Here is a 21970-nt window from a genome sequence, read left to right as displayed (position 1 = left end):
CCTTGGGACCGCGCCGGGCGTCGCGGCCCGGGCGGGACGTTCCGGACGGGCCCTAGCTGTATTGCCCTGTGAGGTTGGGGACGCGGCTGGCGGGTGGTTTGCCTGCGAGCGCGGTGTGTCCGCGGTGGTGATTGTAGGTGTGCAGCCAGCTGGGGAATGCGTCGCGTCGTTGCTGCTCTGAGTGGTAGGGGCGGGCGTAGGCCCACTCGTCGAGGAGGGTGCGGTTGAGGCGTTCGACCTTGCCGTTGGTCTGGGGTCGGTAGGGCCGGGTTCGCTTGTGGGTGATCCCGGCTGCCGTCAGGCTGTCGCGCCAGTCGCGGGAGCGGTAGCAGGAGCCGTTGTCGGTCAGGACGCGTTCCACGGTGATCCCGACGCTGGTGAAATAGGCGTGGGCCCGCTGCCAGAAGGCGGTGGCGGTCTCCTTCTTCTCGTCGGTGTGGATCTCGCTGTAGGCGAGGCGGGAGTGGTCGTCGACGGCGGTGTGGATGTAGCTGTAGCCGGCGTTCTTGCGGGTCTTGCGGCCGGCCTGGCGGCCCAGCACCCTGTGGCCGCCGCCGTCGGGGATGTTGCCGAGCTTCTTGATGTCCACGTGCACCAGTTCGCCGGGCTTCTCGCGTTCGTAGCGGCGTATGTTCCGGCCGGTTGCACGGTCCAGATGGGTCAGACGGGCCAGCCCGAACCGGGTCAGGACCCGGTGCACGGTTGAGGGCACCAGTCGCAGGTGGTGGGCGATGCGGGCCGGGCCCCAGCGCCGCAGGACACGGACCTTGATGATTCGCCGCTCGGTGCGGGTCGGGGTCCGCCCGGGACTGTGACGAGGGCGTGAGGATCGGTCGGTCATGCCCGCTTCGCCGTCGTGGCGGTAGCGGGCAGCCCACCGCTGGGCTGTGGTCGGTGAGACCTGGAAGCGTTCGGCGGCACGCCGCAGCGGCCAGCCGTCCTCAACCACACAGCGGGCCAGACGCAGGCGCCCGGTCTCGGTCAGGGGTGCATTACGGTGGGGCACGAGGGCCTTTCGGTCAGGTGTAGACGTCGCAATCCACACCGAACCGGAAGGCCCTCACCTGTTCAAGATCCCTCCACCGAGACCTGGCTCACCCGTCCACAACCTCCCAAGACAGAACACCTAGCGCCCGTCCGCACCTGATCCGCCGGACCGGATCACGGCGGTCCCCGCGTCCAGGTCGACGCCGGTACGGGGCGGGGCGCCGTCCTGGACGTCGTGGCGGATCAGGCGCTCCTCCTCGCGCTGCTCGATCTGGACGCGCTTGTTCGCGTTCAGGAAGGCGAGCAGTTCGTCGGTGGCGGTGAGGCCGGCACCGGTCGGGGTGTCCTTGGCGCGGGCGGCGAGGAGGCGCCGCACCCACCTGGGCCGGCCGGTCCGCAGGACCACGTGCCGGGCAGCGCCGAGCAGGAACGGCACCAGGACGACCACCGCCATGACCATCAGGCCGACCATCATCACCATGCCCGCCCAACGGCCGGCGGCGCGAGGGCGTTCCCTCGCCACCGGTCCCGGCGGTCAGGGCCGTACGAGCCGGAAAGGGTGGCCGGCCGGGTCCGCGTACACACGCCAGAGGGCCTCGCCGGTCTCCCCGTCGAGCGGTACGGCTCCGAGGGCGACGACGGCCTCGTGCGCGGCGGCCAGGTCGTCGACCCGCACGTCGAGGAGGAACTGCTGCTCGGGCGCGCCCCACACGGGCGGACGGTGGTCGGCGACGCCCTGGAAGGCGAGGACCGGGCCGTCCGCGCCCAACAGGACGGCGGAGCCTTCGCCGACGGCCCAGCGGGGATCGGGGCTCTCGACCTCGCCCCCGATCAACATCCGGTAGAACTCGGCGAGTTCGCGGGCATCGGGGCAGTCGAGGACGACACACCGCAGCCGCCCGATCACCCGAGCGTCCAGCTGGTGAGGACGTACAGGATGGCGCAGGTCCAGGCCAGGGCGAGCACTCCGGCGGTGGCGAGGACCAGGGTCAGGCCGCGCCCGGTCGAACGCGGCGGAGCGGAAAGGGGAGTTGTCATGAACTCCACTCTGCCGGTCCGGGCGGCGGACCGGTATCCGTACGCGTACTCAGACGGACCCGAGTGCCTCCTTGAGTGCCCGGCGGCAGAGCGAGTCGGCGCGCCGGGTGGTCTCCGGGATCCGGTAGCGCGGCGAGAGCTGGAGGGTGTGCGCGCAGGCGTTGGCGAGGGAGACGCGGTGGCCGACCGAGACGAACACCGGCTTCACCCCGGCCTGGGTCCGCAGGGCCCGGCCCACCTCCTCGCCCCCGGCCAGGAGCGGGGCGGCGTCGCCGCGCGCGGGGCCGGGCTGCTCGTAGGTGAAGGTGAAGGGGTTCTTGGCGACGCCGACGGACGCCCGTCCGGTGAGCACCCCGAGGTGGCTGGCGAGCCCGAAGCGGCGGGGGTGGGCGAGGCCGTACCCGTCGCAGACCAGGAGGCCCGGGTCGGCGGTGAGGGCGTCGAGCGCGGCCAGCACGGTCGGGATCTCGCGGAAGGCGAGGAGCCCGGGGACGTACGGGAACGAGACCCTGCCGACCGCGGTGGCCTCCTCCACCACGTCCAGGGTCCGCGCGTCGAGCACGACGGCCGCGGCGGCGACGAGGTCCCGCTCGTCGTCGTAGGCCACGTCGAGGCCGGTGACGTGGCCCTCGCCGACCGCGGGCCCCTCCTCGTCGCGCACGAGCCGCCCGCGCAGCTCCTGCTGGACGGCCCGTGCGGCGCCCTCGTCTGCGGGCCAGCCCGCCGGAATCTCGATGATCGTCATGATGCGGGCCACCCTAGGACCTCGTCCGGTCCCGCATCACGGCGAGGCCCGCGGTCACCGGCCTGCCCGGCCCCTTGTCGGACACCGCTGTTACGTCGAGGCGGCGCGGACCCGGAGATGCGGGCCGTGAACGCCGGGGCCGCGGAGATGGCCCGGCACGTCAAGCTCGTGGCGAAGGGCGGAAAGGGGTGGATCGGCTACTGGCTGCACCCCGACGAACCCTCGGAGCGGGCCTGGCGCCTCATAGAGCTGGACACCGAGTTCACCTTCTGGCCCATGGCCGGCCGCACGCTGACCGAGGGGGCCGCCGCCGATCGGGCGAGCCACCAGGACGAGCGCGACGCGTTCGGACGGCTCGCCGCCGACCTCGCCGCGCTCGGCCTGCCGCTGGGCACCCGGGACCACGACGCCCTCGACGACACCGCGTACACCGTGGACCCGGAGGCCCTCATGGAGGAGCTGGTCGAGGCCGAACGCGAGAAGCGCGGTCTTCGCTGAGGGAGACCCGGGCCCCCCGGGCGCCCGGGGCGGCGGCGGGTAGCCTGGCGATCATGTTCGTACTGGAATTGACCTACACCGCGCCCGTCGAGCGGGTGGACGCGCTGCTCGACGCGCACGTCGAGTGGCTGGACGCGCAGTACGCCGAGGGCGTGTTCCTGGCGTCGGGGCGGAAGAACCCGCGGGACGGCGGGGTGATCCTGGCCGCCGGGGTCGACCGCGCGGAGATCGAGAGGATCGCGGCGGCCGACCCGTTCAGCGTCGAGGGCGTGTGCGCGTACCGGATCACGGAGTTCTACGCGACCAAGACGGCCGACGGGATCGCCGCGTACCGGGAGCAGCCGCCCTCCTAGTCGTGGTTGGTCAGCCGGGCGATGCGGCCCTTCTCCCCCGAGGCCCAGCAGGAGCCGTCCGGGGTGCAGTCGACGGTGTCGTACGAGCCGGTGTCGACCGTGCGCCAGGTGCGGCCGCCGTCGGTGGTGAGATCGGTGCCGGTCGGTCCGACGGCGAGCGCGGCGGTCCTGCTGTGCGGGAGCCAGGCGACGCCGGAACGGTAGGCGGGCGGCGGCGTGGCCGAGGCGAGCCAGCTGCGGCCGCCGTCGGCGGAGACCGCTCCGGCCTGCGGGGACGGCTGGTCCTTGCGGTAGTCGCCGCCGACGGCGATGCCGTGGGCACGGTCGCGGAAGGCGAGCCCGAAGACGCCGCGGGCCGGGTCGCCGGCCGGGATCGGGGTCTCCGTCGCGGTCCAGGTCAGTCCGCGGTCCGCGGAGTGGAGGACGCGCGCGGTGGCGCCGCCGCCCGTCGCGAGCCACACGTCGCGCGGTCCGGCCGACACGAGGCACTGGCCGCTCGCGGCGAAGCCGGCCTCGCCGGGGAGCGCGTCCGGCATCCCGGCGCTCGGCAGCACCTCCCACGAGCGGCCGCCGTCGCGGGTGGAGAGGATCCGGTACTTGCCGTCGACAGGGTCGCTCATGGCGAGTCCGTGCCGGTGGTCGAAGAAGGTCATGCAGTCGTAGAAGGCCCGCGCGTCGGTGTTGCGGAAGGACTCGGTCCAGGTGGCGCCGCCGTCCTCGGTGCGCAGCACCCGGGAGGCCTCGCCCTCCCCGATGGCGAGGACGACGGCCCGGCGGGCGTCGAAGGCCTCGACGTCGCGGAACTCCAGGTCGCCCGCCCCGGCCGGCGATACGTTTCGCCAGCTGCGGCCGCCGTCGGTGGTGCGCAGCACCGTGCCCTTCGAGCCCGCGGCCCACGCGGTCCTGCGGTCGACCGGCGCGAGGCCCCGGAAGCGGGCGTCGGTACCGGTCGGTGTCAGCTGCCAGCCGGCCGCTGCCGTGGGGGTCTCCCCGGCCCGCGCCGGGGCGGCCAGGGTCAGCGCGAGCGCCGCCCCGATCAGCCCCACCGACATCATTCGTCTCGTCTTCCCCATGGACGTCATGGCGCCGGAAGCTAGTGCCCCGGGCGGCTCCCCGTCCAGGGTGCGTCCCGGGCCGGTCGTTCCTAGGCTGGGTCGCATGACGGAAGGTGAAGGGACGACGGAGGAACGGCCCCGCCTCAAGGAGTACGAGGGCGAGGGCATCACCGTCACGTTCGAGCCACGCCGCTGTCTGCACGCGGCCGAGTGCGTTCACGGCCTGCCGGAGGTCTTCGACGTGTCACGGCGCCCGTGGGTGCTGCCCGACGCCGCCGAACCGGACCGGGTCGCGGAGGTCGTCCGGCGCTGCCCCTCCGGGGCGCTGCAGTACCACCACCGCCCCGAGGACGCCGTCCCCGAGCCCCCGGACTCCCCCACCACGGTGCACCGCACCCCCTCCGGCCAGCTGGTGGTCCGGGGCGACCTGGTCGTGACCGGCGCCCACGGCGACCGCCACGAGACCCGGGTGATGCTCTGCGGCTGCGGCGCTTCGGGGAACCAGCCGTACTGCGACCACTCGGGCCCCTGCGCGGAACCGGACGACGACGACGTCCCCGAACAACGCTGACCCCCACCCCCACCACGAACACGCACCCACCCCACTCAAGCCGCACACCCCCACCCACCCCAGCCATACGCGCAGGGGCGCCCGGCGGCACGAGCCGACGACCACCCTCGCGCCGGATGCGTTTCAGAGACCGCGGTGACACAGGTCACGTGGGGCCCGAGTGCACGTTCCCACCGCTTCGCTCGTCTAGAGGGGTGTCAGGTGCCCTGGTGTCGGGGAGACGCACAGGATCCGAAGCCCGCGTGAGAGGAGCCGGTCTTGTCCGCCGTCATCGAGCAGGCCGTGCAAGCCCGTCTGGTCGCATCCGCTCCCCGGATGGAGACCGTCCCCGCCACCCTCCGGTACGACCGTGAGGATCCGTACGCCGTGAGCATGGCCTTCCCGCCGCCGGCGACCCTGGAGGGCGTCGAGGTCTCCTGGGCCTTCGCTCGCGAACTCCTCGTCCAGGGGGTCGAGCGCCCGGCCGGCGTCGGGGACGTGCGCCTGCGCCCGTACGGCTACGACCGCACCGTCGTCGAGTTCCACGCCCCGGAAGGCGTCGCGATGGTCCATGTGCGGACCTCCGAGCTGCGCCGCTTCCTGGAACGCTCGCAGCACCTCGTCCCGGCCGGGCGCGAGCACCAGTACCTGGACTGGGACCAGGACCTCGCGGAACTGCTCCGCGAGCGCCCGTAGCCGCGTCCGCGTCAAATCGGTTGCCGCTCCTCCGGTCCCGCGCGTACGGTCGTTCCTGACCTTGTCGTCACCCGATCGGAGAAGGACGTTGCTCGTCTGAGGTTGCGAGACACCGAGCCGCGCGTGCCCCCTGTGCCGCGTGTGCCGTTCTCGACCTCGGCGTACGAGCCGTTCTCCACACTGCCCGCGCCCCGGTGTCTCTCGCGTTGCCCCATTTCCACGCCTACGCGACCGGGAGGCCTCCATGGCGCATCACCCCACTTTCCTCACCTGCTCCGCTCTCTCCTTCTCCTGGCCGGACGGCACCGAGGTCTTCGACGACTTCCGGCTCACCGTCGGCCCGGGCCGCACCGGCCTCGTCGGGCTCAACGGCTCCGGCAAGTCCACGCTCCTGAAGCTGCTCGCGGGCGAGCTGAAACCGCAGGACGGCACGGTCCGGGTCACCGGCGAGCTCGGCCACCTCCCGCAGAACCTGGTCCTGGAGACCGGGCGCCGGGTGGACGAGATCCTCGGCATCGCCGGCAAGCGGGCCGCCCTGCACGCCATCGAGGCGGGCGACCCCTCGGAGGAGCACTTCACCGTGATCGGCGACGACTGGGACGTGGAGGAGCGGGCCCGGGCCGTCCTCGACCAGCTCGGGCTCGACCACGTCGGCCTGGACCGGACCGTGGGCGAGATCTCGGGCGGCGAGTCCGTGCTGCTGCGCCTCGCCGCGCTGCTGCTCGCCCGACCTGACGTACTCCTGCTCGACGAGCCCACCAACAATCTGGATCTGCACGCCCGCGCCCGGCTGTACGAGGCGGTGGAGAAGTGGTCCGGGGTCCTGGTCGTGGTCAGCCACGACCGTGAACTCCTGGAGCGCGTCGACCAGATCGCCGATCTCCGCGACGGAGAGGTCGCCTGGTACGGCGGCAACTGGTCCGCCTACGAGACGGCGCTCGCCGCCGAACAGGAGGCGGCGGAGCGGATGGTGCGGGTCGCCGAGGCCGACGTACAGCGGCAGAAGCGCGAACTGTCCGAGACGCACATGAAGTTGGCCCGTCGCAAGCGGTACGGGCAGAAGAGCTTCGAGAACAAGGTCGTCCCCAAGATCGTGGCGAACGGCCGTAAGCGCGACGCCCAGGTCGCGGCCGGCAAGCAGCGCACGCTGCACGCGGAGCGCCTCTCGGAGGCGAAGGAGCGGCTCGACGCGGCCGTGGAGGCGGTGCGGGACGACGACGAGATCAGGGTCGAGCTGCCGCGCACCTCGGTGCCGCCGGGCCGCGAGGTCCTGCACCTGCGGGATCTCGAGCTGCGGTACGGGGCCAGGGTCGGCGGCGCGTTCGAGCTGCGCGGCCCGGAGCGGATCGCGCTGGTCGGCCGGAACGGCGCCGGGAAGACGACGCTGCTCCGGACGATCGCAGGCGAGCTGGAGCCGCTGTCGGGCGAGACGGACGCGCGGGTGCCGCTCCGCTTCCTGCCGCAGCGGCTCGACGTGCTCGACGACGGGCTGAGCGTGGTGGAGAACGTGGCCCGCTTCGCGCCCACGGCGACGCCGAACACGATCAGGGCCCGGCTCGCCCGGTTCCTGTTCCGTGGGGCGCGGGCGGATCAGCCCGTCGGCACCCTGTCGGGCGGGGAGCGGTTCCGGGCGACGCTGGCCGCGCTGCTCCTCGCGGAGCCGGCTCCGCAGCTGCTGATGCTGGACGAGCCGACGAACAATCTGGACATGGCGTCGGTGCGGAAGCTGACGGCGGCCCTCGACGCCTACGAGGGGGCGCTGATCGTGGCGAGCCATGACGTGGCGTTCCTGGAGTCTCTGGGGATCACCCGCTGGCTGCTGCTCGACGGTGAGCTGCGGCCGACGACGGCGGAGGAGGTCAGGGGGACGGCCCCGAACCCTCGCCGGAGTGATGCCGGGGTCTAGCGGGCCGGCCCTAGCGGTGGAGTAAGGCCCAGGACTTGGTGCCTCCGCCGGGTGTGAGGACGGGGGCGAGTCCCCAGTCCCCGCCGTGTGCGTCGACCGCCGCGGCCAGCAGCCACATGCTGCGGCTGCGGCGGTCGCGGCATTCCTCGGCCGCGTGCGGCGAGGCATGGGCCGGGTGCTGGTCGTAGAGGACGATCCGCAGTGCCTCGTACTGCCAGCGGACGCGCAGGATCATCTCCCGGTCGGGGGTGAACCGGTAGGCGGCGGAGACGAGTTCGGAGGCGGCGAGGGCGGCGGTCTCGCAGAGTTCGGACAGACCGTGCCGGGTGAGGAGCGGGCGGACCGCCTCCCGCGCGAGTCCCGCGCAGTAGGCGCCGCCGGGGAGCAGCATCGAGTAGCTGAGGTTCTCCGTGGCGGGAGGTACGGGCCCGGCCGCGGCGGCGGTCGGGAGGCAACGCAGGGCGCCCTTCATCGGTTTGCTCACATTTCCTTGTGCATGGGGGGTACACGCACACGGGAACGGTAGCCCCGTGTGAGACTTGCGCTACCGACCGTAGCGCACGACCGGAGCACGGTGCTACTACTTGCGGGTAGTCGTTCCATTCCGGGCCGAAATGGGCGCCTCACCCGCGCCGCGGCGCCATGGAACGAAAGGGAGTCAGCGTGCCACCCAGGAGCAGCCCGACCGCGCGACAGCAGCGCCTCGGGAGCGAACTGCGCAAACTGCGCGAACAGTCGGGGATGTCGGCCCAGCAGGCCGCCGCCCTCCTGGGCGTCGACCGCACCCGCATCCCGAACATCGAGTCGGGCCGCTTCGGGATCAGCGCCGAGCGCGTCCGCACCCTCGCCTTCAACTACGGCTGCCCGGACACCGGACTCGTCGACCTCCTCGCCGGCATGACCCAGGAGCGGGACCGGGGCTGGTGGGAGGAGCACCGCGGACTGCTGCCGCCCGCCCTCCTCGACATCGCCGAACTGGAGTTCCACGCATCCGAGTTGGAGACCTCCGTCACCACCCACATCCCGGGCCTCCTGCAGACCGAGGAGCACGCCCGGGCGGTCTTCGACACCGCCGTCCCCCCACTGCCGGAACCCGACCTGGAGGCCCGGCTCGCCCTGCGGCTGCACCGCCAGCAGATCCTGGACCGGGACCGGCCGGTGCGGTACGAGGCCGTGATCCACGAGGCGGCGCTGCGCATGCAGTTCGGCGGGCCGAAGGTCGCGCGGGCCCAGCTGGAGCACATCCTGAACCACACCGAGCGGGACACCGTCTCCGTACGCGTGATTCCTTTCACCGCAGGGGGTTTCCCGGGGGCGGGCCAGTCGTTCACCTACGTGACCGCGCCGGTGCCGCAGCTCGACACCGTGCAGCTCGACTCCTCCCACGGATCGCTCCTGCTGGACACCGACATGCAACTGCGCCGGTACCGCGGTCTGCTGGACCGACTGCGCGGCCTCGCGCTGTCCGCGACCGAATCGCGCGCGTTCGTCCGCGCCATATCCCAGGATCTGTGAGGGACCCCCCCACCATGAACGTCACGACCCACGCCCCCACCGCCCCCGCCGCCGTCGCGATCGACTGGAACGAGGCCTTCTGCAGCGAGGGAGCCAACTGCTTCCGCTTCGGCCTCGACGGCTCCGGGCGTGCCTACATCGGCTCGACGCTCTCCCCCGACGACTACGTCAGCGACTCCGTCGAGGCGCTGCGGGCGCTCATCTCGGCGGTGAAGGCCGGAGCGGCCGATCATCTGCTCTGAGCCGCGGGGCGTCTGCGCTGCGTAGTCGACCGCGGGATTCTCGACGGCCGGCCCGGACGTGACCTGCGTCTCCGGCACCCCGCCGGAGCAGCGCACATAACGGAACGTAACCGGACATCGCCGGGACGGGCTTGGCCGACGCCTTACGGAGGCTTAACCTACGGTCTCGTAACCTACGAATCCGTAGGTATGCCCGTATGCCCCCCTCTCCGTCCCCAGGAGTTCCCGTGACGCTCACCTCTCCCTCCCTCGGCAGCTCGGCAGGGTGGACCGACGCACGGCTGCTCTACGCGCTGGAAGAGGTCGTGGAGAAGGAGCTCAACCGGCACCTGAAGGTCACCAAGGACTGGATGCCGCACGAGTACGTGCCCTGGTCCGACGCCCGCAACTTCCCCGGCTTCTTCGAGGACGGCGAGGCCTGGGAGCCGTCGCAGTCCAAGGTCACCGACATCGGCAAGATCGCCCTCGTCGTCAACCTGCTCACCGAGGACAACCTCCCGAGCTACCACCACGAGATCGCCAGCCTCTTCGGCCGCGACGGCGCCTGGGGCACCTGGGTGCACCGCTGGACCGCCGAGGAGGGCCGCCACGGCATCGTGATGCGCGACTACCTGCTCGCCTCGCGCGCCGTCGACCCGGACAAGCTGGAGCAGTTCCGGATGGCGCACATGAGCGAGGGCTTCGAGTCCGACAACCGGCACTCGATGCTGCACTCCGTCGCGTACGTGGCCTTCCAGGAGCTCGCCACCCGCATCTCGCACCGCAACACCGGCCACCAGTCCGGCGACCCCGTCTGCGACCGGATGCTGAGCCGCATCGCGCTCGACGAGAACCTGCACATGATCTTCTACCGCAACCTGCTGGGCGCGGCCTTCGAGATCGCCCCCGACCTGACCATGCAGGCCGTGCGGGACGTCGTGGTCAACTTCCGGATGCCCGGACACGGCATGCCGGGCTTCGAGCGGGCGGCCGCGCAGATGGCGATCGGCGAGATCTACAACATGCGCATCCACCACGACGACGTCCTCCAGCCCGTCCTGCGCTTCCTCAAGGTCCTCCAGATCGAGGGCCTCGGCCCCGACGGCCTGCGCGCCCAGGAGGAGCTGGGGCTCTACATGAACGGCCTGGACAGCGAGGCCAGCAAGTTCGACGAGAAGCTCGCGGCCCGCAAGGCCCGGATGGCCTCCCGCGCCGCCGGCTGAGCCGCGCCCCCCGCTCGGGCGGCTCAGCGGCCCTGCCGCTTGAGCCGCCCACGCTCCTTCTCGGAGAGCCCGCCCCACACCCCGAACCTCTCGTCGTGGCTCAGTGCGTACTCCAGGCACGCCAGGCGCCCCTCGCACGCCCCGCACAGCTGCTTCGCCTCACGCGTCGAGGAGCCGGGGGCCGGGAAGAAGAACTCCGGTCCGGCCTGGGCGCACAGGGCGTTCTCGCGCCAGGAGAGGTCGGGGGCCGTCAGCACGTCGGTATCCGTCTGCATGACCGACAGCTTGCCGGGGCACCGTAAACACGCCATCAACGTTCGATCAATGGCGGATACCCAGCGCCGGGAGGACCGTCTCGGCCACCCGGTACGCCTCCTCCAGGAGCGGGTTCCCGGACAGGATGAACGTGTCCACCCCCAGCTCCTGGTACTCCTTGAGCCGCTCCACGACCTGGGCCGTGGAGCCCACGACGGCCGTGCCGGGGCCCGGCCGGAACAGGCTCATGCCGGGCCACAGGTTCGGATGGGTCTCCAGCTCGCGGGCCCGGGCCGGCACCCTGCCGCCGTGCTGGCGGAACTGGCGCTGCCAGCCGACGCCGTCCTCGCCCGCGCGCTCCCCGAGCTGCCGGGCGTACGTCGCCTCGCTGGTCACGTCCAGGAGCCGGTCGGCCGCGGCCCAGGCCTCGTCCTCGGTGTCCCGGACGATCAGGTGGAGCCGCAGCCCGATGCGGAGGGTGCGGCCGTGGGCGGCGGCCCTGGCCCGGACGTGGTCCAGCTTCTCCTTGAGCAGCTGCGGGGGCTCGCCCCAGGTGAGGTAGACGTCGACGTGCTCGGCGGCCATCTCGATGCCGGGCGCCGAGGAGCCGCCGAACCAGAGCGGGACGTGCGGCTCCTGGACGGGACGCAGGTCGCGGAAGGACGCTCCGGCGTTCCTGAGGTCGTAGAACCTCCCCTTGTGGTCGAAGACCTCGCCGGCCGTGAGCCGCTTGACGATCGACCAGTACTCGGCGCTCAGTTCGTACCGCTCGTCGTGCTCGACGTGCAGGCCGTACTCCCGCAGGGAGTTCGTCGATCCGTTGACGACGTTGAACCGGAGCCGGCCGCCGAAGAGGTTGTCGAAGCTCAGCGCCATCTTGGCCAGCAGGGTCGGTGAGATCAGCCCCGGGTGGACGGCGAGCAACGGCTTGAAACGGGTGCTGGTGGAGGCCGCGAGCGCGGAGCCGAGCGGCCACACGTCGTACAGGTCGGTGGCGAGCAGCGCGCCGGTGAAACCGAGGCGTTCGACCGTCCCGGCGAGCTGGGCGAGATAGCCGAGGTCGACGGGGCGGCGGCCCTCCGGCTCCCACGGGTAGGCGCCTTCGCGCGGGATGATGTACCAGAGGACCTCGGGGGCGGGGGTCGTCATCGGGTCACGCCTTCCTGGGCAGGGCGTCGGCGACGGTGATCGCGCGGTCGACGAAGCCGGTGCGGTGGAAGATGTCCGCCGCCCGCTGCTGCTCGGCGATGAACTCCTCGCCGACCTCCTCGATCGTCCAGGGCAGGGCGCGCAGCGCGGTCTCCCAGTCCTCGACCGTGCCGCCCTGGTCGGCGGCGGCGATCTCGGCGGCCTCGCGCGGGTGCGCGGCGGCCCACGCGTCGGCCCGCCGCAGCGCGCGGGTGAGCGCCTCGACGAGCTCGGGCCGCTGCTCGGCCAGGTCGCGGCGGGTGAAGAAGACGGACCGGTCGCTGATGACCTCGCCGGTACGGATCAGGGTGCGCAGACCGCCCCTGCGGCGGGCCGCGGCGAGTTCGGCCCCCTGAGCGACCCAGGCGGTGATCTCGCCGGCCCGCAGCTTCGCCTCGCTGCCGGAGTCGCCGCGTACGGGGGTGATGTCGGTCGCGTACGAGAGTCCGGCGTCGTCCAGGGCCTTGGCCACGAGATGCGTCTGCCAGGAGCCGACGGCGAGGTGGACGGTGCCGCCCTTGAGGTCGGCGACGGTGCGGACCGGGCTGTCCTCGGGGACGAGGAGGGCGCCGTGCTCGGGGCGGGGCGCGGAGACCGCCGTGTAGACGATGTCGTGGCCCGCGGCCTGCGCGGTGACCGGCGGGGTGGAGCCGGTGCCGCCGAAGTCGATGGTGCCGTCGGCGAGGTGGGCGCCGGTGCGGACCCCGTCGGTGTACGGGTGCCAGGTCACGGTCTCGCCGAGGGAGGCGAGCTCCTCCTCCGCGTAGCCGAGGCGGGAGAGGTGGTAGAGGGAGGGGTTGCTGCGGTGGACACCGATGACGACGGTCATGCGGAGACTCCTTCGAGAGGGGCGGCAGGGGCTTCTTCGGGCGTGTGGACGCCGAGGTCGGCGAGGAGGCGGCGGCGCAGGGCCACGAAGGCGGGGTCGCCGGGGTCGCGGGGGCGGGGGACGGTCACGGGCTCGTCGGTGACGAGCCGGCCGTCGCGCAGCACGGCGACCCGGTCGGCGAGGCGTACGGCCTCGTCGACGTCGTGGGTGACCAGCAGCACGGCGGGCCGGTGGATCCGGCGCAGTTCGCCGACGAGGTCCTGCATGCGGAGCCGGGTCAGCGCGTCGAGCGCGGCGAACGGCTCGTCGAGCAGCAGGAGTTCGGGTTCGCGGACCAGCGCCCTGGCGAGGGCGACGCGCTGGGCCTCGCCGCCGGACAGGGTGGCCGGCCAGGCGTCGGCGTGCCGCTCCAGGCCGACCTCGGCGAGCGCCCGCAGTCCGGTCGTCCGCGTCTGCGCGCCACGCGGCAGCCCGACGGTGACGTTGGCGAGGACCTTCTTGGAGGGGATGAGCCGGGGCTCCTGGAAGACGATGGTGCGGGCGGCCGGCACGAGGGCCTCTCCCCCGTCGGCTCCGTCGAGGGCGCCGAGGATGCGCAGCAGGGTGGTCTTGCCGCTGCCGCTGGCACCGAGCAGGGCGACGAACTCGCCGCGCCCGATGGTGAGGTCGAGGCCGTCGAGGACGGCGCGGTCGCCGAAGACCCGGCGCAGTCCCCTGACCCGTACTGCGGTCATTTCGTCCCTCCCGGTCCGGCGGTGCGCCAGGGCATGAGGATCCGCTCCAGGCCGCGGACGAACACGTCGGCGGCGAGGCCGAGGAGTCCGTAGACGAGGATGCAGACGGCGAGGATGTCGGTGCGGGCGTAGCTCTGGGCCTGGGACATCAGATAGCCGATGCCCTCGGTGGCGTTGATCTCCTCGGCAGCGATCAGCGCGATGACGCTCAGGGTCATGGAGAGCCGCAGTCCGGCGAGGAGCGAGGGCAGGGCGCCGGGGAGGACCACCTGGCGGACGATCGCGAGCCGGCCGAGACCGAAGCTGCGCATGGCCTCGACGAGTTTGCGGTCGGTGTTGCGGACGCCGCCGGTGGTGGAGACGTACATCGGGAAGGTGGTGGCGACGGCGATGAGCAGGATCTTCGCGGTCTCGTTGATCCCGAACCAGACCATGAAGAGGGGGACGAGGGAGAGGAAGGGGATGGTGCGGAGGGTCTGGAGGGAGGAGTCGAGGAGTTCGTCGCCGAGCCGGGTGAAGCCGGTGGTGATGCCGAGGGTCAGTCCGGCGGCGAGGCCGATGACCAGACCGAGGCCGGAGCGGGTGAGGGAGGTGGCGAGCGCGTCGGGCAGCTGCCCGTTCCCCCACAACTCACCCACCGCGTCGATGACTTGTGCGGGCGAGGCGAGGACGTCGGGGGTGAGGAGGCCGGTGGCGGAGGAGGCCCACCACAGGGCGAGCAGGGCGAACGGGCCGAGCGCGCGGACGGTGACGGCGTAGGTGCGGGAGCGGGCGCGGCGGACGGGTGGACGCGGTGCGACGAGCCCCTCCGGCCGTTCCTGCTCCTCGGTGGCGGCCGTCATCACAGCTTCTCGACGTCGAGGAGGTGGGCGGCGATGTCGACCTGGTTCGGGGTGACCTTCTGGTCGGCGTAGAAGCGCGCCACGGTCTCGAAGCGCTTGATGTCCTCGGGGCCGATGGGGTCGACCGTGCCGCCCTTGGCGGTGAAGGCGATCTGGACGTCCTTGGCCTTGCCGTTGACGGCCGTGGGGCCGGCGTCGGTGAAGACGTTGAGGTAGGCGGTGGGGTTCTTCTTCTCCTTGGCGCTGTGCTCGTGGAGGTAGGCGTAGAGCGCCTTGACGATCTGGGGGTGCTGCGCGGCGAAGTCCGAACGGACCGCGTTGAGGCTGTAGTTGTCGGAGCCGATGGCGGTTCCGTCGGCGACGAAGTGGGCCTTGCCGCTGCCGATCTCGGCGACGGCGTACGTGGACCAGACGGCCCAGGCGTCGACCTGTCCGGCGTTGAAGACGGCGGCGGTCTGGTCGGGGCGGAGATAGACGCGCTCGACCTTGTCGGCGGGGATCCCGGCCTTGGCGAGGGCCTTGAGGAGCAGGTACTCGCCGGTGCCGCCCTTGTTGACGGCGACCTTGCGGCCGACGAGGTCCTGGACGGAGGTGATGTCCGAGCCCTCGCGGACGAGGATGCCCTCGCCGACGGGGTCGGGGTCGGTGGCGGTGAAGAAGGCGAAGCCGGGGCTCTGCGAGAGGGAGGTGATGCCGGAGGTGATGGAGCCGGTCGCGATGTCCAGCTGGTCGGCGTTCATCGCCTGGGCGGCCGGGGCGAAGGGTCCGGCGCTGCCGGTCCAGGCGACCTTGGCACCGACGGCGGCGAGGGCCTTGTCGAGGCTGCCGTCCTTCTTGCCGCGGGCGAGGACGCCGGCGTTGCCGGGGTCGGGGATGCGCACGGTGACCGTCGCCTCCCCGCCCTTCTTCCCCTTCGGGTCGCCGCCGCCGTCCGCGCCGCCGCAGGCGGTGACGGTGGAGAGGGCGGCGAGGGCCGCCAGAGCGGCGAGCGGGGTGAGTGGGCGCATGACGGTCTTCCTCCGGAAGCGGGTGCGGGTGGGGGGGGGGGGATGCGGGGCAGGTGGGGCGGGGGCGGGGGGTGCGAGGCGGGTGTTACGGGACGGGCTGGGCGGTCGGTTCCGGGGCGGTCGGGTCCTGCGCGGTCGGGTCCTGCGCGGCGGCCGCGATCTGGTGGGCGCGGCGCAGGGGTTCCGGGTCGGTCCAGGCCCGTACGTCCACCGCCTCGGGCAGGAAGCCGTGGGCGCGCAGGGCCTCCTCCTGCCGGGCGAGCAGGTCGAGCCGGGTGCCGGACAGGTCCGGGTGGAGGGTGCGGTGGGTGCCGGGCCGGTAGGCGCCCGCGACGCCCTCGGCGCCCGCCCCGGTCTCGGCGCCGAGGATGCGGGCGACCTCGTCGGGCTCGCCCGCGGCCCAGTCGGCGGCGCGGAGCAGTACGGCGAGGAAGCGCGCCACGAGCTCGGGGTGGTCGTCCAGGAGGTCCTGGTGGACGGTGAGGGGGCGCGGGGTGCCGTTGTTGACGCGGTGCGCGGGGTCGGGCAGTTCGTCGAGCTCGACGGCCACCTCGGCGCCGGCGCGGCGGGCCGCCTCGACGGCGAGGGCCCCCTTCACGTAGACGGCGTCGACCTCGCCCCGGCGCAGGGCGTCGAGCTCGGCCGCCCACTGGCCCTGATGGCCGTCGGCCGGTACGTCGACGAGGACGGCGTCGCCGAGTCCGTACCCGGCCGAGGCCAGGACGCCCTCGAAGCCGCGCAGGGCCATCGCCCGCCAGAAGTCGATGGGCACGGAGTGGCGCGGCACGGCGAGCCGCAGTCCGCGCAAGGCGGCGGCCCCGCGCACCGGGGAGCCGGGGGCGACGAGCACCACCTGGCGCTCCTCGATCCAGGTGAGCCCGACGAGCCGGGTGCGCTCGCCGCGCGAACGGGCCCACAGCGCGGGCACGTTGCCGCCTTCGCGGAAGAGGCCGGGCAGGGCGTGGGTGAAGTGGGTGGCGCGGTCGGCGCCGGGTTCGGCGTCCTGGAGCGAGCGGACGGCGATGCCGTCGGGGGCGAACTCCCCCGCCAGCCAGCCGCGGTCGGCGGCGACGCCGGTGGCGGTGGGGACGGGGCAGCGGGTGAACCAGAGCGTGTCGGGCACGCGGGCGTACGTCATGGAGGGCATCCCGGGATGTGGTGGATCGGGAGAGTCGGGCGGGGCACGGCCTGGGTGGAGGAAGGCTCGTCCGAGAAGGCCGGCGGCCACGGTGGACCGGCAGGACGCCGGTGGGCGTGGGCGCGTGGCGCTCTCGGCGTGTCCGGTCCCGACGGCGTGGCTCGAAAGCCACGGCCGGACGCGCCGGCGATGGCCGGGAGCCGGCCGGGGCAGGACCTCAGGTCAGGCGGGACCTCAGGTCAGGCCGGACGTCGGGCCGGGGCCGGTGTCGGACCGGAGCCGGATGTTCGGCTGGAGCCGGTGTCGGACCGGAGCCGGTGTCCTACCGGAGCCTGGTGTCGGCCTGGAGTCGGTGACGTCCTGGAGCCGGTGTCGGGTCGGGGCGGGTGTCAGCGACAGCCGGTGCCGGTGACGCGTGCCAGGTCGATGTGGCGGCGCCGGGTGAGGGCGAGCGGTACGTGTCGTGCGTTCATCGCGGGCCTGCTCCTTCCGGCTCGGTGCCGCCGTGGTGTGTTGGCCGGAACCTTGCCACGGTTGTTCCACCGCCCACAACTCGGCTCCCACGATGTGGGATTGCGTATGAACGGAGTGTTTCCGACCTTGCCCGGAGCCTGATTCGGCTCCCGCCATGTGGGAGCGTGGGGACCCGATCACCCACGGGGAGCGAACCCTATGACGACCGAGGCCGGCATCGTCCGACCCCCGGCGGGCGCCCAGGCGGTCCGCCGCGCACTGGACGTGCTGCACTGTTTCCACGACAACGGGCCCGACCTGAGCGCCTCCGACCTCGCGCGCCGGCTCGGGCTCTCCACCTCCACGGCGCACCGCCTGGCCCGCACCCTGCTGGGCGCGGGCTTCCTGGAGCAGGACGCCCGGACCGCGCGCTACCGTCTCGGTCCGGCGATGACCGAGCTGGGCCGCCTCTCGTACCACCAGCGGGGGCTGCACCTGGCCGCGCCCGAGCTCTCGGATCTGGCCGAACGGACGGGCGCGACGGCCGACTTGGCGCTGCGGAGCGGTCCGCACGCCGTGATCGTGGCGGGCGGTTCGGTGACCCCGAAGGTGGGGCTGCGCCGGCCGCTGCACTCGACGGCGCTCGGGAAGGTGCTCCTCGCCTGGCCGCGGGCGGGCGAGGCCGGCCCGCGCTCGCTGCCGCCGCTGTACGCGTTCACGGAGCGGACCATCGTCGAACCTCCCGCCCTGGCCGCCGAATTGGCGCGGGTACGGGAGGCGGGATACGCCCTCAACGACGGCGAGTCGGCCCATGGGGTGCGGACGGTGGCCGTGCCGGTCCTGGAACGCACGGGGCACGCCCGGTTCGCGCTCGCGGTCCGCTCGACGCCCGAGCTGATCACCGACGCGCGGCTCGACTGGTACCTGGCCCAGGCGCGGGCCTGCGCGCGGGCCCTGGAGGTGCTGCTGCTCGCCCCGTCGGAGCGGCGGGACCCGGGAGAGCGGGCGGGATAGCCCCCGGAGCGCGAAGATTTCCGCACGGTCGTGCGTTCAGTACGATGGGGTCATGAGCGGCAGCACCGGAAGCGGCACCGGCACCAGGACCGACGGACGCGTCGAGCGGGGCAACCAGACCCGGCGGCTCGTCCTCGGCCGGACGATGGACATCGCCTCGGTCGAGGGCCTCGAAGGCCTGTCCCTGGGACGCATCGCGACCGAGCTGGAGCTGAGCAAGAGCGGCGTCTTCGCCCTCTTCGGCTCCAAGGAGGAGCTCCAGCTCGCGACCGTCAGGGCCGCCGTCGCCGTCTTCGCCGACCGGGTCGTCGCGCCCCTGAAGGACCTGCCGCCGGGCGCGCGGCGGGTCAGCGAGCTGTGCCGGAACTGGCTCGCGTACTCCTCGGAGCGGGTCTTCGCGGGCGGCTGCTTCTTCTACGCGGTCTCGGCCGAGTTCGACGCCCGTACGGGCCCGGTCCACGACGCCGTCGCCGGGACCCGCCGCGACTGGACCGCGTACGTGGAGGGGGCCCTGACGGAGGCGCGTGCCGTCGGGGACTTCACCGAGGACCTGGACGTGGAGCAGCTGGCCTTCGAGGTGATCGCGCTCATGGAGGCGGCCAACGCGCAGTCCGTCCTCTTCGGCGACCCCGGCTCGTACGCCCGCGCCGAACGGGGCATCACGGCACGGCTGCTCGCCTCGGCGACGGACCAGGGCCGGGCGGCGCTCACCGACGAGGCCTGAGCCGAGCCCACCAGGCCGGGCCGGTCCGTGACACCGAGCCGGGGCCGCCCGGCCGGGCTCGTCCCAAGGCTCCTTCCTCTCACGTCCCCGCGCCCACCGCACCCCGGGCCGCCCGCCCGGCTACGGCGCACTCGCTGATCGAGTGAAGGCCAGGTGTCGCGCGTACGCACGCTCCCGAGCGCGCCCGCATGGTGAGCGGGTCGGCCGGAACCGCCTGCACTCCCGCCCGCGGTCCGGTCCGCCCGCTGAGAGGAGCGCGTATGTCCGTCCCGGACACCCCGCCCGGCGCCCGCCGGGGACCACGCCCGCGAAGACGACTCGCCGTCGTGGCCGCCCTGGCCTCCGCCCTGCTGCTGCCCGGCCCCGGCCTGTCCGCCCCGTCCCCCGCGCACGCCGACAGCGCGGGGGCACGGGACATCCGTACGGCCCCGCCGGGCACCGTCCTGACCTGGGGGAGCAACGGGCGCGGCCAGCTCGGCGACGGCAGCACCACGGGTTCGCAACTGGTTCCCGGGCGGGCCTGCGGGAACGTCACCTGCACCACGCCACTCGACAGGTTCGTGCAGGTCGCGGGCGGCGGCGGGCACAACGTCGCGCTGCGCGAGGACGGCACGGTCGTCGCCTGGGGGTCCAACGGCAGCGGTCAGCTCGGCGACGGCAGCAGGAACGACCGGGACACCCCCGTCCAGGTCTGCGCCGTCGGCGAACCCGCGCCGTGCGCGTCCTTCCTGAAGGGTGTCGCCGCCGTCGCCGCCGGCGACAACCACAGCCTCGCCCTGCTCGCCGACGGGACCGTGGTGTCCTGGGGCGCGGGGGGCCTGCTCGGCGACGGCACACTCACGGACGGGCTGACACCCGTCCGGGTCTGCGCCGTCGGGAGCACCGCTCCCTGCACCTCGTACCTGACGGGCATCACCCGCGTCGCCGCCGGCTATCAGCACACCCTCGCGCTGCGCTCCGACGGCTTCGTCACCGCCTGGGGCTACAACGGCAACGGTCAGATCGGCGACGGCACGACCACACCGCGGCCCGGCCCGGTGTTCGTCAACGACGTGTACGACGCCGTCTCCGTGGCGGCCGGCATCTACCACAGCGTCGCGGCGCTCTCCACCGGCTCGGTCACCGCCTGGGGCTACGGCGACGCGCTCGGCGACGGCACCGGTGGCCAGGCCGCCGCCCCCGCGCCGGTCTGCGCGATCGGGCAGACCGCGCCGTGCACCTCGTACCTGACGGGCGTGAGGTCCGTGGCCGCGGGCGCGTTCCACACCCTGGCCGCCCGCGCCGACGGCACCGCCGTGGCCTGGGGCAACAACATCTACGGCCAGCTCGGCGACGGCACCGTCACGAACCGGCGGGTCCCGGTCCAGGTCTGCGCGCCGGGCGGCTGCTCGGGCCATCTGACCGGGGTCTCGGCCGTCGCCGGCGGCGTCTCCGGCTATCACAGCCTCGCGCTGCGCACCGACGGCTCCGTCCGCGCCTGGGGCTTCAACGCCTACGGCCAGCTCGGCGACGGCACCGAGCTGGAGCGCCACACGCCGTTCCGGGTCTGCGCCATCGGCCAGACCTCGCCCTGCCTGCGGTACCTCGAAGGTGTCACGTCGATCTCCGCCGGCGACGCGCACACCATCGCCGTGTCCCGGCCGCTCGCCGACCTGGCGACGTCGATCGCGGCGAGCCCGGAGCCGGTGGCCGACGGCGGCACGCTCACCTACACGGTCCGTGTCCGCAACCACGGCCCGACCGCGGCGGAGGACGTGGTCCTCACCGACAGCCTCCCCGCCACCGTCCGCTTCACCTCGGCCACCCCGTCCTCGGGCACGTGCGACACCCCGGCGGTGGGCAGTACGGACACCGTGACCTGCCGCTTCGGCCCCCTGGCCGCAGGCGGCACGGCGACCCTCACGCTCAAGGTGGTGGTGCGCTCGAAGGCGGCCGTCACCAACGGGGCCTCGGCCACCGCCTCCACCCCCGATCCCCGGACGGGCAACAACGCGGCGACGATCACGACGCCGTCGAGCTGACTCCCTCGCGTGTCGTGACCGCCGGTTCCGTGACGGAGCCGGCGGTCACGAACTCCACCGCCTCGGCCACGACGTCCGCGTCCGTGAGGATGCGCCGGTGGCCGAGTCCGCGGGTGACGACGAGCCGGCCCCGCTCGCGGTGGGTCCGGGCGAGGAACCGCGCCTGGGCCAGGGGCACCATGTCGTCGCCCTCGTCGTGGAACAGCAGGACGGGCGCGCCGAGTTCGCCGGGCGCGTGGTCGGCGCCGAAGCGGTCCCAGACGCCCGGTTCGCCGGGGGCGAGGTGCCCCTCGACGTACCCGCGCATGGCCCGCACCACCCGCTGGTCCAGGCCGAGTCCGGCCCGGAAGCCCTCCATGAGCATGGCGAAGGAGCCGACGCCGCCGAGGCCCACGAAGCGGGCCGTGCGGACGCCGTCGCGGAGGGCGAAGAGCGAGGCGAGGACGCCGAAGGAGTGGGCGACGACCGCCTCGAAGTCGCCGTGCCGGGCGTGCAGTTCCCGGATGATCTCCCGGTACTCGACGATGTTGGTGGCCTTGCCGGAGGACTCCCCGTGGCCGGGTCCGTCGAAGGCGACCGGGCTGTACCCGCGCGCGAGCAGCTCCTCGGCGAAGGCGCCGAGCCGTGAGGCGCGGGAGGACCAGCCGTGGACGAGGAGGACGGGCCGCCGGCCGTCGCCCCAGGCGTACGTGACGACCTCCTTGCCCCGGACGCGGAGGGTCCCGGTGCGGGCGGCGGCGAGGAGCGCCTGCTCCTCCGGCCTCACCTTCGCCCTGCCCAGCGGCCGGACGAAGAGGTGGAAGGCCCAGCGGCCGGCCGGGCCGGGGGCGACGCGTGCGGTGGTGTTCAGGGCGGTGCGGATGAGCGGAGCCATCGGGTACATGCCGGATCTCCTCGGTCGTCCTGGCTACAGAAAAATGCTAGCACGACCGTTCGTGTTGTTTTAGAGTGAACGGCGAGGGCCGGTGGCGCCCACCC

The 21970-nt window shown here is 73.2% G+C and carries 26 protein-coding genes; 11 read left to right on the top strand and 15 right to left on the bottom strand.

The annotated features are described in order from the left end of the window. Positions 1-52: 52 nt before the first annotated feature. The 5 genes from AB5J54_RS32880 to AB5J54_RS32860 all read right to left on the bottom strand — a co-directional run bounded on the left by AB5J54_RS32880 (position 53) and on the right by AB5J54_RS32860 (position 2770). The gene (locus tag AB5J54_RS32880) at positions 53-1006 is read right to left on the bottom strand and encodes an IS481 family transposase (protein ID WP_369147552.1); all 954 of its coding nucleotides are present in this window, start codon (positions 1004-1006) and stop codon (positions 53-55) included. A gap of 120 nt (positions 1007-1126) precedes the next feature. Beyond that, positions 1127-1468: a DUF6191 domain-containing protein gene (locus AB5J54_RS32875; RefSeq protein WP_369147551.1), complete on the bottom strand. Its 342-nt coding sequence runs from the start codon at positions 1466-1468 to the stop codon at positions 1127-1129. Positions 1469-1522: 54 nt separating this feature from the next. Beyond that, entirely contained in the window at positions 1523-1894 is a 372-nt protein-coding gene (locus AB5J54_RS32870; RefSeq protein WP_369147550.1) for a VOC family protein, read from the bottom strand. Then, complete coding sequence (mmpA, locus tag AB5J54_RS32865; protein WP_281192586.1) at positions 1891-2025, bottom strand: morphogenic membrane protein MmpA; 135 nt, start codon at positions 2023-2025, stop codon at positions 1891-1893. Before mmpA ends, AB5J54_RS32870 begins: the two co-directional genes overlap by 4 nt. A gap of 49 nt (positions 2026-2074) precedes the next feature. Further along, a complete protein-coding gene (locus tag AB5J54_RS32860) occupies positions 2075-2770 on the bottom strand; it encodes an endonuclease V (RefSeq protein ID WP_369147549.1) in 696 nt (231 codons plus the stop codon). A 126-nt stretch (positions 2771-2896) separates the two neighbouring features. Here AB5J54_RS32860 and AB5J54_RS32855 point away from each other — a divergent pair, with 126 nt between their 5' ends. Beyond that, the gene (locus tag AB5J54_RS32855) at positions 2897-3268 is read left to right on the top strand and encodes a hypothetical protein (RefSeq protein WP_369147548.1); all 372 of its coding nucleotides are present in this window, start codon (positions 2897-2899) and stop codon (positions 3266-3268) included. 53 nt (positions 3269-3321) lie between these two features. Next, positions 3322-3621, top strand: coding sequence for a YciI family protein (locus AB5J54_RS32850; RefSeq protein WP_369147547.1), 300 nt, complete (start codon positions 3322-3324; stop codon positions 3619-3621). Here AB5J54_RS32850 and AB5J54_RS32845 read toward each other — a convergent pair. Further along, entirely contained in the window at positions 3618-4703 is a 1086-nt protein-coding gene (locus AB5J54_RS32845; RefSeq protein WP_369147546.1) for a WD40/YVTN/BNR-like repeat-containing protein, read from the bottom strand. The genes AB5J54_RS32850 and AB5J54_RS32845 overlap by 4 nt on opposite strands. A gap of 76 nt (positions 4704-4779) precedes the next feature. Between AB5J54_RS32845 and AB5J54_RS32840 the strand changes: the two genes are divergently transcribed. From AB5J54_RS32840 to AB5J54_RS32830, 3 genes are all read left to right on the top strand, one after another. After that, a complete protein-coding gene (locus tag AB5J54_RS32840) occupies positions 4780-5247 on the top strand; it encodes a (4Fe-4S)-binding protein (protein ID WP_369147545.1) in 468 nt (155 codons plus the stop codon). Between the two features lie 258 nt (positions 5248-5505). Beyond that, on the top strand, positions 5506-5922 hold the full coding sequence (locus tag AB5J54_RS32835) for an SsgA family sporulation/cell division regulator (protein WP_369147544.1): 417 nt from the start codon (positions 5506-5508) through the stop codon (positions 5920-5922). 244 nt (positions 5923-6166) lie between these two features. Beyond that, the gene (locus tag AB5J54_RS32830) at positions 6167-7828 is read left to right on the top strand and encodes an ABC-F family ATP-binding cassette domain-containing protein (RefSeq protein ID WP_369147543.1); all 1662 of its coding nucleotides are present in this window, start codon (positions 6167-6169) and stop codon (positions 7826-7828) included. A 10-nt stretch (positions 7829-7838) separates the two neighbouring features. Here AB5J54_RS32830 and AB5J54_RS32825 read toward each other — a convergent pair whose 3' ends face one another. Further along, positions 7839-8312 (bottom strand): ATP-binding protein, encoded by a 474-nt coding sequence (locus tag AB5J54_RS32825; RefSeq protein ID WP_369147542.1) that lies wholly within the window; start codon positions 8310-8312, stop codon positions 7839-7841. Between the two features lie 179 nt (positions 8313-8491). Here AB5J54_RS32825 and AB5J54_RS32820 point away from each other — a divergent pair, with 179 nt between their 5' ends. The 3 genes from AB5J54_RS32820 (at position 8492) to AB5J54_RS32810 (ending at position 10787) form a co-directional block, all read left to right on the top strand. After that, positions 8492-9343, top strand: coding sequence for a helix-turn-helix domain-containing protein (locus AB5J54_RS32820; protein ID WP_369147541.1), 852 nt, complete (start codon positions 8492-8494; stop codon positions 9341-9343). Between the two features lie 14 nt (positions 9344-9357). Continuing rightward, positions 9358-9585, top strand: coding sequence for a hypothetical protein (locus tag AB5J54_RS32815; protein ID WP_369147540.1), 228 nt, complete (start codon positions 9358-9360; stop codon positions 9583-9585). Between the two features lie 227 nt (positions 9586-9812). Next, a complete protein-coding gene (locus AB5J54_RS32810) occupies positions 9813-10787 on the top strand; it encodes an acyl-ACP desaturase (protein ID WP_369147539.1) in 975 nt (324 codons plus the stop codon). Between the two features lie 23 nt (positions 10788-10810). On the opposite strand, the gene AB5J54_RS32805 is transcribed toward AB5J54_RS32810, so the two are convergent. The 7 genes from AB5J54_RS32805 to AB5J54_RS32775 form a co-directional block, all read right to left on the bottom strand. Further along, complete coding sequence (locus tag AB5J54_RS32805; RefSeq protein WP_369147538.1) at positions 10811-11062, bottom strand: WhiB family transcriptional regulator; 252 nt, start codon at positions 11060-11062, stop codon at positions 10811-10813. Between the two features lie 46 nt (positions 11063-11108). Continuing rightward, entirely contained in the window at positions 11109-12191 is a 1083-nt protein-coding gene (locus AB5J54_RS32800) for an LLM class flavin-dependent oxidoreductase (protein ID WP_369147537.1), read from the bottom strand. Positions 12192-12195: 4 nt separating this feature from the next. Then, a complete protein-coding gene (locus AB5J54_RS32795; protein ID WP_369147536.1) occupies positions 12196-13059 on the bottom strand; it encodes an ABC transporter substrate-binding protein in 864 nt (287 codons plus the stop codon). Next, positions 13056-13793, bottom strand: a complete 738-nt coding sequence (locus AB5J54_RS32790; RefSeq protein WP_369147535.1) for an ABC transporter ATP-binding protein — start codon at positions 13791-13793, stop codon at positions 13056-13058. The genes AB5J54_RS32795 and AB5J54_RS32790 overlap by 4 nt, the downstream gene beginning before the upstream one ends. After that, positions 13790-14635, bottom strand: a complete 846-nt coding sequence (locus AB5J54_RS32785) for an ABC transporter permease (protein ID WP_369147534.1) — start codon at positions 14633-14635, stop codon at positions 13790-13792. The genes AB5J54_RS32790 and AB5J54_RS32785 overlap by 4 nt, the downstream gene beginning before the upstream one ends. Continuing rightward, entirely contained in the window at positions 14635-15642 is a 1008-nt protein-coding gene (locus AB5J54_RS32780) for an ABC transporter substrate-binding protein (RefSeq protein WP_369147533.1), read from the bottom strand. Before AB5J54_RS32780 ends, AB5J54_RS32785 begins: the two co-directional genes overlap by 1 nt. Before the next feature lie 85 nt (positions 15643-15727). Further along, complete coding sequence (locus AB5J54_RS32775; protein WP_369147531.1) at positions 15728-16780, bottom strand: ABC transporter substrate-binding protein; 1053 nt, start codon at positions 16778-16780, stop codon at positions 15728-15730. A gap of 672 nt (positions 16781-17452) precedes the next feature. On the opposite strand from AB5J54_RS32775, the gene AB5J54_RS32770 reads away from it, so the two are divergent. The 3 genes from AB5J54_RS32770 (at position 17453) to AB5J54_RS32760 (ending at position 20992) form a co-directional block, all read left to right on the top strand. Beyond that, on the top strand, positions 17453-18247 hold the full coding sequence (locus tag AB5J54_RS32770; RefSeq protein ID WP_369147530.1) for an IclR family transcriptional regulator: 795 nt from the start codon (positions 17453-17455) through the stop codon (positions 18245-18247). Positions 18248-18299: 52 nt separating this feature from the next. After that, the gene (locus AB5J54_RS32765; RefSeq protein WP_369147529.1) at positions 18300-18971 is read left to right on the top strand and encodes a TetR/AcrR family transcriptional regulator; all 672 of its coding nucleotides are present in this window, start codon (positions 18300-18302) and stop codon (positions 18969-18971) included. 260 nt (positions 18972-19231) lie between these two features. Then, positions 19232-20992, top strand: a complete 1761-nt coding sequence (locus tag AB5J54_RS32760) for a hypothetical protein (protein ID WP_369147528.1) — start codon at positions 19232-19234, stop codon at positions 20990-20992. On the opposite strand, the gene AB5J54_RS32755 is transcribed toward AB5J54_RS32760, so the two are convergent. Then, positions 20973-21875, bottom strand: a complete 903-nt coding sequence (locus AB5J54_RS32755) for an alpha/beta fold hydrolase (protein WP_369147527.1) — start codon at positions 21873-21875, stop codon at positions 20973-20975. The two genes, AB5J54_RS32760 and AB5J54_RS32755, sit on opposite strands and share 20 nt — an antisense overlap. Positions 21876-21970 lie beyond the last annotated feature (95 nt).

Source organism: Streptomyces sp. R44, assembly GCF_041053105.1.
GTDB lineage: Bacteria > Actinomycetota > Actinomycetes > Streptomycetales > Streptomycetaceae > Streptomyces.
This window is presented reverse-complemented; position numbering and strand designations above follow the sequence as displayed.

Excerpts from the sequence above, each read along its gene's own strand:
- AB5J54_RS32875 (WP_369147551.1), bottom strand. The coding sequence starts at position 1,468 with ATGGTGATGATGGTCGGCCTGATGGTCATGGCGGTGGTCGTCCTGGTG.
- mmpA (WP_281192586.1), bottom strand. The coding sequence starts at position 2,025 with ATGACAACTCCCCTTTCCGCTCCGCCGCGTTCGACCGGGCGCGGCCTG.
- AB5J54_RS32860 (WP_369147549.1), bottom strand. The coding sequence starts at position 2,770 with ATGACGATCATCGAGATTCCGGCGGGCTGGCCCGCAGACGAGGGCGCC.
- AB5J54_RS32850 (WP_369147547.1), top strand. The coding sequence starts at position 3,322 with ATGTTCGTACTGGAATTGACCTACACCGCGCCCGTCGAGCGGGTGGAC.
- AB5J54_RS32845 (WP_369147546.1), bottom strand. The coding sequence starts at position 4,703 with ATGACGTCCATGGGGAAGACGAGACGAATGATGTCGGTGGGGCTGATC.
- AB5J54_RS32840 (WP_369147545.1), top strand. The coding sequence starts at position 4,780 with ATGACGGAAGGTGAAGGGACGACGGAGGAACGGCCCCGCCTCAAGGAG.
- AB5J54_RS32830 (WP_369147543.1), top strand. The coding sequence starts at position 6,167 with ATGGCGCATCACCCCACTTTCCTCACCTGCTCCGCTCTCTCCTTCTCC.
- AB5J54_RS32815 (WP_369147540.1), top strand. The coding sequence starts at position 9,358 with ATGAACGTCACGACCCACGCCCCCACCGCCCCCGCCGCCGTCGCGATC.
- AB5J54_RS32805 (WP_369147538.1), bottom strand. The coding sequence starts at position 11,062 with ATGCAGACGGATACCGACGTGCTGACGGCCCCCGACCTCTCCTGGCGC.
- AB5J54_RS32800 (WP_369147537.1), bottom strand. The coding sequence starts at position 12,191 with ATGACGACCCCCGCCCCCGAGGTCCTCTGGTACATCATCCCGCGCGAA.
- AB5J54_RS32795 (WP_369147536.1), bottom strand. The coding sequence starts at position 13,059 with ATGACCGTCGTCATCGGTGTCCACCGCAGCAACCCCTCCCTCTACCAC.
- AB5J54_RS32790 (WP_369147535.1), bottom strand. The coding sequence starts at position 13,793 with ATGACCGCAGTACGGGTCAGGGGACTGCGCCGGGTCTTCGGCGACCGC.
- AB5J54_RS32785 (WP_369147534.1), bottom strand. The coding sequence starts at position 14,635 with ATGACGGCCGCCACCGAGGAGCAGGAACGGCCGGAGGGGCTCGTCGCA.
- AB5J54_RS32780 (WP_369147533.1), bottom strand. The coding sequence starts at position 15,642 with ATGCGCCCACTCACCCCGCTCGCCGCTCTGGCGGCCCTCGCCGCCCTC.
- AB5J54_RS32775 (WP_369147531.1), bottom strand. The coding sequence starts at position 16,780 with ATGACGTACGCCCGCGTGCCCGACACGCTCTGGTTCACCCGCTGCCCC.
- AB5J54_RS32770 (WP_369147530.1), top strand. The coding sequence starts at position 17,453 with ATGACGACCGAGGCCGGCATCGTCCGACCCCCGGCGGGCGCCCAGGCG.
- AB5J54_RS32765 (WP_369147529.1), top strand. The coding sequence starts at position 18,300 with ATGAGCGGCAGCACCGGAAGCGGCACCGGCACCAGGACCGACGGACGC.
- AB5J54_RS32760 (WP_369147528.1), top strand. The coding sequence starts at position 19,232 with ATGTCCGTCCCGGACACCCCGCCCGGCGCCCGCCGGGGACCACGCCCG.
- AB5J54_RS32755 (WP_369147527.1), bottom strand. The coding sequence starts at position 21,875 with ATGTACCCGATGGCTCCGCTCATCCGCACCGCCCTGAACACCACCGCA.